The organism is Streptomyces sp. A1277 (assembly GCF_004795015.1).
Classification (GTDB): domain Bacteria; phylum Actinomycetota; class Actinomycetes; order Streptomycetales; family Streptomycetaceae; genus Streptomyces.
The window spans coordinates 1-6,756 of record NZ_SSBI01000091.1; the positions used below are offsets into that span (position 1 = coordinate 1).

8 protein-coding genes are annotated in these 6,756 nt (G+C 73.9%); all 8 read right to left on the reverse strand.

Annotated elements, in window-relative coordinates; genetic code table 11:
- The coding region (locus E6R18_RS33635) for a hypothetical protein (RefSeq protein WP_136320657.1) at nucleotides 1-303 on the reverse strand (303 nt) is incomplete at its 3' end.
- Between the two features lie 257 nt (nucleotides 304-560).
- Nucleotides 561-1,637, reverse strand: coding sequence for a HAMP domain-containing sensor histidine kinase (locus E6R18_RS33640; RefSeq protein WP_136320658.1), 1,077 nt, complete (start codon nucleotides 1,635-1,637; stop codon nucleotides 561-563).
- Entirely contained in the window at nucleotides 1,634-2,371 is a 738-nt protein-coding gene (locus E6R18_RS33645) for a response regulator transcription factor (RefSeq protein ID WP_024491908.1), read from the reverse strand. The genes E6R18_RS33640 and E6R18_RS33645 overlap by 4 nt, the downstream gene beginning before the upstream one ends.
- A gap of 235 nt (nucleotides 2,372-2,606) precedes the next feature.
- Nucleotides 2,607-3,299 carry a spermidine synthase gene (locus E6R18_RS33650; protein WP_136320659.1) on the reverse strand — a complete coding sequence of 231 codons (693 nt, stop codon included), beginning with the start codon at nucleotides 3,297-3,299 and terminating at the stop codon, nucleotides 2,607-2,609.
- 93 nt (nucleotides 3,300-3,392) lie between these two features.
- The gene (locus E6R18_RS33655; RefSeq protein WP_136320660.1) at nucleotides 3,393-4,028 is read right to left on the reverse strand and encodes a hypothetical protein; all 636 of its coding nucleotides are present in this window, start codon (nucleotides 4,026-4,028) and stop codon (nucleotides 3,393-3,395) included.
- Nucleotides 4,025-5,335 (reverse strand): hypothetical protein, encoded by a 1,311-nt coding sequence (locus E6R18_RS33660; RefSeq protein WP_136320661.1) that lies wholly within the window; start codon nucleotides 5,333-5,335, stop codon nucleotides 4,025-4,027. Before E6R18_RS33660 ends, E6R18_RS33655 begins: the two co-directional genes overlap by 4 nt.
- The gene (locus E6R18_RS33665) at nucleotides 5,332-6,114 is read right to left on the reverse strand and encodes an ABC transporter ATP-binding protein (protein WP_136320662.1); all 783 of its coding nucleotides are present in this window, start codon (nucleotides 6,112-6,114) and stop codon (nucleotides 5,332-5,334) included. The genes E6R18_RS33660 and E6R18_RS33665 overlap by 4 nt, the downstream gene beginning before the upstream one ends.
- Nucleotides 6,115-6,124: 10 nt before the next feature.
- The coding region (locus E6R18_RS33670) for a hypothetical protein (protein ID WP_240799947.1) at nucleotides 6,125-6,756 on the reverse strand (632 nt) is incomplete at its 5' end.

A 6,756-nucleotide genomic window follows, 5' to 3' on the forward strand; every position in this document is an offset into this window, starting at 1 on the left:
GATCTGCTGCGCCGGCGCGGCCGGTGCGGCCGGTGCGGTGGTGGGGGCGGCCGGGGCCGCGGGCGCTGCAGCCCTCGCGGCTGCGGCGCCGGGAACGGGCTTGTCCGCCGTGCCGGTCTTGCCCGGCTTGTAGTCGGCGAAGAAGTCCCACCAGGCGCGATCGACCGAACTGGGGTCCTGGAGGTACTGCTGGTAGATCTCGTCGACGAGCCACTCATTGGCGCCGAAAGCCGCGGCCGGGTTGGTGCCCGGGCCGGTCTGGTCGGTCGAGATGCTCGAGTTACTGGGGGACTGAGACGACACGGCGGTGACCGCCCTCTTCCGCTTCGCAAGGTGATGGACAGCGGGAATCAAGGCTACGCCTCCGCAGCCGTTCCTTGCAGGCCGGGGAGGTCTTCGTCGTGCAAGTCACATCGGAAGCCGGGTTTCGGCGCTGGAAATGGCGGGAAACAAGCATGGTTCCGCTTCGCTCCGGGTACGCGAGGCCGCATCTACGGCCCCTTGGACCGTACCCCTTGAACAGAACACGCAGAACGTGCCCTTCCGGTTCGAACCCTATGTCAACCTCGCGGCTGAGGAATCCCCGGAAGAGTGACGCGGATGCGGCAGCCGCGAGCAGATTCGGCCACCCCGATCCGGCCGCCGTGCAGATCCACCGCCCAGCGGGCGATCGCGAGCCCCAGTCCCGTGCCGCCGTCGCTGCCCGGACCGTGCGGAGAGGCCACCTCGCCCCGGTTGAAACGCTCGAAGACGCGGTGCCGCTCGGACTCCGGGATGCCCGGACCCTCGTCCAGCACCTCCAGGAGCAGGGACTCCGGCTGCGGGCCGCGCCGGGCCAGCACCGTCACCCGGCCGTGCGGCGGGCTGTGCTTGACCGCGTTGTCGATCAGGTTGGCCACCACCTGGTGCAGCCGCTCCGCGTCCGCGTGCGCGGTCAGCTCGGGCGGCGAGACGTCCAGGTGCAGATGGACGTCCGTACGGGAGTGGTTGCCGGAGCCCGAGGACAGGCGGCGGTGCGCGGCGGCGAGGTTCGCCTCCTTCAGCACCCCCGACAGATACGGCCACACCTCGAAGCGCCCGGCCTTCAGCGTCACCACGCCGTTGTCCAGCCGGGACAGGTCGAGCAGCGTCTCCACCAGCCGGCCCAGGCGCTCCGTCTGTTTCAGCGCCGTGCGCATCGTCTCCGGATCGGCCGAGGACACCCCGTCCACGACGTTCTCCAGGACGGCTCTCAGCGCCGCGATGGGCGTGCGCAGCTCATGGGAGACATTCGCCACCAGCTCCTTGCGGTGCCGGTCCACCGCCGCCAGGTCGTCGGCCATCAGATTGATGGTCTGGGCCAGGTCGCCCAGCTCGTCGCGCCGGCCGGCGCCGTTCACCCGCCGCGTGTAGTCGCCGTGCGAGATGGACCGGGCCACGGCCCGCATCTCGTCCAGCGGCGCGGTCAGACCGTGCGCCACGAACTGGGTGATCAGCAGGGTCGCGATGACCGAGAACACGGTGATGAACCGCAGCTCGGTCCGCGTGCGCAGGGCCACCATGAGCAGCCCCGTCGTGATGAAGACCGACACCACCACCAGGGTGCCCAGCTTGGCCTTGATGGAGAACGGCCGCAGACCCGGTCCGGGTGCGGTCATGGCGCGGGGGTCTCCAGCGCGTAACCGACGCCGTGCACGGTACGGATGCGCTCGGCGCCGATCTTCCGGCGCAGCGCCTTGATGTGGCTGTCGACGGTACGGGTGCCCGAGGCGTCCGCCCAGTCCCAGACCTCGGCCAGCAGCTGTTCGCGCGACAGCACCGCCCGCGGGGTGTTCGCCAGGCACACCAGCAGGTCGAACTCGGTCGGCGTCAGGTGCACGTCGTCCGCGCGGACCCGCACCCGGCGCTGCGCGTGGTCGATCTCCAGCTCACCGAGACGGAGTATCCCGCTGCGCGGCGTCACGGCGGCCAGCGCGGCCCGCTCCACCCGGCGCAGCAGGACGTGCACCCGGGCGGCCAGCTCACGCATCGAGAACGGCTTGGTCATGTAGTCGTCGGCGCCGACCCCGAGCCCGACGAGCATGTCCGTCTCGTCGTCCCGGGCGGTCAGCATCAGCACCGGCACCGGCCGCTGGGCCTGCACGCGGCGGCAGACCTCCAGGCCGTCGAAGCCGGGAAGCATGATGTCGAGCACCATCAGGTCCGGCTGCCATGCCTCGGCCGCGTCCACGGCGGCCGGGCCGTCGAGAGCGGTCTGCACGAGAAAGCCCTCCGCCCGCAGCCGGGCGGAAATGGCATCGACGATCGTGGCGTCGTCCTCGACCACCAGCACCCGGCGCTGCGCGCCCGGGGTGGCCGCGACGCCGGTGTGGGTGGTGTGTGTCTGTTCCATCGCCCCGCCCCTGCCCGTTCTCACGGAGGCCATTCCCCCGGACGTACGGTTTTCGCTCGTGAATTTCGTGGGTGATCCCGCTACCGGTCAGCAGCGTAAAGGCAGCGGAGGGCTTCCGGCTACGCAGGGTGCAAGGCTGTGCGGACGGGACGGGCGTCTACGGGAGGCGGAGTGTCGCGCTTGTGGGGCTTGGCCCCCGGGCGCCCCGGGAGCCGTGATACCCGGCGGGGGGATGTCAGCGCGCTCGAATGGCGAGATGGACCACGTCGGGCACACCCCGGGCAACGCCTACTTCTTCCGTCCTTACCCCTTGGAACCCGGCATTCCGTAGGGCTTGCTCGAATCCGGCGGAGGGTTGTGCGGACCAGACCGCGAGCACGCCGCCCGGGGTGAGCCGCGCGTGGCAGTCCGCGAGACCGGCGGGGGAGTAGAGGTTCCCGTTGTCCTCGGTGACGGTCCAGTCCGGCCCGTTGTCGATGTCCAGGCACAGGGCGTCGTAACGGTCCGTAGTCGTACGCAGGTACGCCACGAGATCCGTGGTCAGCACCGCGGTCCGCGGGTCGGCGAGCGCGGGCCCCGAGATCCCGGCCAGCGGCCCGTCCAGGTGCCAGTCCACGATCGCCTGCTCCCGCTCGGCGACCGCGATCCGGCCCCACCGCGGTTCGGCGGCGGCCCGGGCGAGCGAGAACCCGACGCCGAGCCCGCCGATGAGCACGGCGGGCCCGGTGCGGCCGGCCGGCAGCGCGGCGAGCGCGGCGTCGATCAGCAGCCGCTCCGAGCGCCCGTCGGAGGTGTCCATCAGGAAGCACCCGTTGGCGATGATCTCGAAGTCCTCGCCCCGCCTGCGCAGGACGACCTCCCCGTACGGCCCCTCGCGGCGGTCCAGGGTGACGGGGGCGTCGGCGTCGGGGCCGAACGTATGGGACATGGCGCTGATCTCCGGTGGACGTCGGTCGGTGTCACCGCCATCCTGGCGCGGCCGGACGGGCCGGGGCCAGCGAGTTGCCGGCCCCGGGCCCGGTCAGCCCCGTTCGTGGCGCGCCCCGCGCACCGCGTACAGCGCCGCCCCCGCCGCGAACACCGCCGACGCCACCACCCACGCCCACACCTGCGGCCCCGGCTGCATCGGCCAGGCCCACACGGCGGCCGCGCCGCCCGGGGTGCGCGGTGCGGCCAGGTAGACCGCGGCGCCGTAGACGGTCATCGGCAGCCAGCTGAGCCGGGCCCCGATCAGGGCGGCCGAGGCGGCCGTGACCCCGGTCGCACCCAGCACGTTGCGGATCATGCCGGGCGCCCCGAACGCCTCGGGATGCCCGGGGACGGCCAGCGCGAGGGCGGCTGCGGCCGGGACGGTGAGCGCGAGCAGGTGCGCCAGTCGGCGGGGCCACCAGGGCCGGACCGCAGTCCGGTCGAGCTCGTCGGCGGCGGCGTACAGACCGGTGCCGATGGCCGAGGACACCAGCAGCGGGGCCAGCACGAGGACCGGGACGCGGGCGCCGTGGTCGAAGTACGGCTGTGCCTGGAGCCAGTGGGCGGCCCAGGCCGCGAGCAGGGCGACGCAGAGAAGGGCGGCGGCGGTACGGGGGACGGCGCGGGAGCGGAGGTAGAGGACGGGGAGGGCGGTGCTCGCCGGCGCGGCGGTGGCGTGGCGGTTCACAGGGCCGGCACCTCCGAGGCGGTGCAGCTCATACGGGTGGCCAGGTAGCGGCCGAGCCAGGCGCGGCGCTCGGCGGGCGGCATGGCTTCCAGACGGCGGAGCTGAGGGGGCTTCTCCGCGCCGGGGGCCAGTCCGGCGTGGGGGCCGGCGAGCCAGGTCGCGACAGCGTCGTCCGTCGCCAACACCGGATCGCTGTCGGCGTTCTCATCGTGGGGATCCGGGCAGTCCTCCCGGTGCGCCAAGCCGTAGGCCACCTGCCACGCGTAGTCCTCGCGGTGCTGCAGCCGTCCGCGCAGGAGGTACCAGCCCGGGTTCGGCGTCGGAATCCAGACCGCGTCGGATTCGCGCCCGGGCTCCTGGTCCGTATAGCGCTCCGGTGCGCCCGGAACCCCGTCGAGCCGCCCGGTCAGCCCCGCCAGCGCCTCGGACACTTGCGGCAGCAGGCGCCCGTTGTGCCCGCTCAGGCAGATCCGGGGGCTGCCCTCCGTGCAGACGAGGCGGTCAGCGGCCGGGTCGGCCCGGAGCAGGCCGTCGCCCGTGTGCACGATCAGCGGGGCGACGGCGGCCGCCACGGCGAGCGGCACGAGGGCGAGCAGCCGGCGCCGGGCCGCCAGGACGGTGAGCGCGGCGGCCGCGAGCCCGCAGGTCCACGCCGCCATCGCCGGGGCGAACCACCACACGGGCAGCCGGTCCCACAGCTCGTACTGCACGGCCGGGTCGAGGTAACGGGCCGGGGATTCCGAGTAGCTGGGCACTCCGAGCAGCAGGTACATCAGCGCGGCGAGCACGGGCGCGGCCATCCGCCACCGGCACAGCACACCGGCAGTGAACCCGAGCAGCGCCACGGCCGCCAGGAAGGCGCCGTCCACGACTACGAGGGAGAGGAACGGGCCTCCGCCGCCCGCGTACGGCCAGGTGGCCAGCAGCGTCCCGGCCAGCGCGACCGCGTACCCGGCGACTGCCCACAGGGCGAGCGGCAGCGCGGCCACAGCCATCCGCGCCCACCGGGCACGCGGCGTGGAGCGCCACAGCTCGCCGGTCGAGCGCCGGTGGTCGCGGGCACCGTGCCAGCAGGCAGCGGCCGCCACCAGCGGGCCGGCGAGCAGGGTGGCGCCGGAGTGCAGGAGGCTCTGGGTCTCGATCCAGTCGCCCTGCCAGTCGTCGGCCTTCGCGGCCATGGTCACGCCCAGCATGAGCGCCGTGCACACCCCGGTCCACGGCGCGATGCCCCGACGCGCCTCGGCCCGGAGCACGGGGAGTGCCGGACCGGGGGCCTTCCGCTGTACGGGCGCTTCGGTGAGGGTCATCGGACGCCCGCCGTCGCCCGGTGGGTGCGCAGGGCCGCCGTGTAGCCGCGCTCGATCGGGCTGCCGCCGAGTGCGTCGGCGTCGCCGTCCGCTCCGAGGGCCGCCAGCTCGCGCGTCGTACCCCGGTACGCGACGCGGCCCGCCTCGATCAGCGTCACGCCCTCGCAGGCCGTGACCACGTCCTCGACGAGGTGCGTGGAGAGGATCACCGTGGCGTGCTCGCCGAGATCCCGCATCAGGGCGCGGAACTCCACCCGCTGTTCCGGGTCGAGCCCGGCGGTCGGCTCGTCGAGCAGCAGCAGCTCCGGTTCGTTGACGATCGCCTGGGCGATGCCGACGCGCCGGAGCATGCCGCCGGACAGCGTCTTCATCCGGGAGTCGATCCGGTCCGCGAGGCCCACGCGTTCCACGGCCCGCTCCACGGCGGCCCCGGCCAGGGTGCCGTCCATCTCCTTGAGCCAGGCCACATAGGCGACGAACTCGCGGACGGTGAACCCCGGGTAGTAGCCGAACTCCTGCGGCAGATAGCCCAGCCTGCGCCGGACATCGGCCCGGCTGCGGTGGTCGGAGGCCGCCCCCACCTCGGCGCCCAGCAGCTCGATCCGCCCGGAGTCCGGCGCGGCGGCCGTGGACAGCACGCGGATCAGCGAGGTCTTGCCCGCCCCATTCGGTCCCAGGAGCCCGTGCACACCGGGCCCGAAGTCGAGATCGACGGAGTCCAGTGCGGTCCTGCGGCGGTGCCGCACCGTCAGCCCCGTCACCTTGACGGTGCTGTTCACGCGATCACGCTCATGACGTCTCCAGGTGGTCGAAGGATCGGCGGCGCAGGGCCAGCAGCCCCGCGCAGAGCACGGCCGCCACCGCCCAGGCGCCCTGTGCGGGGAGCCCCGCGAAGGTCCGGGTCGCCGTCCGCGCCACCTCGGCGAGCGCGGACGGCGACGTACCGAGAGCCGGTACGGTGACGGCGGTCATCCAGCCCGCGGCGACGGTCCAGGCCCCGGCGCGGCACCCCACGTACGAGCCGAGCCCCAGGGCCGCCAGCGTCAGGGCGAGCCCCGGCAGCAGCCAGGCCAAAGGCCCCGGCCCGCCCGCCGACGCGGGCAGTACGGCCCAGGCCAGGGCGAGCGCCGGGACGGTCGCCCCGAGCACCGCGGCGGTCCTGATCAGCAGCAGCCGCAGCCCGCCGCCCGGAGACGCGGCGATGATCTCGTGCATCGGGTCGGCGGAGCGCCCGTACGAGAGGCCGACCCCGGCGAGCGGCAGCACCGGTGCGACGACGAGGAGCAGCGGGCGCGCCGCCTCGCCGAGCCCGCCCCCGTACGCCAGGGCCACCGCCGCGCACGCCACCAGCAGCAGCGCGCCCGTCCACGCCCCTCGCAAGGCGGGCCCGGCCGCCCACAGCACCCGGCCGGGCCGGCGGG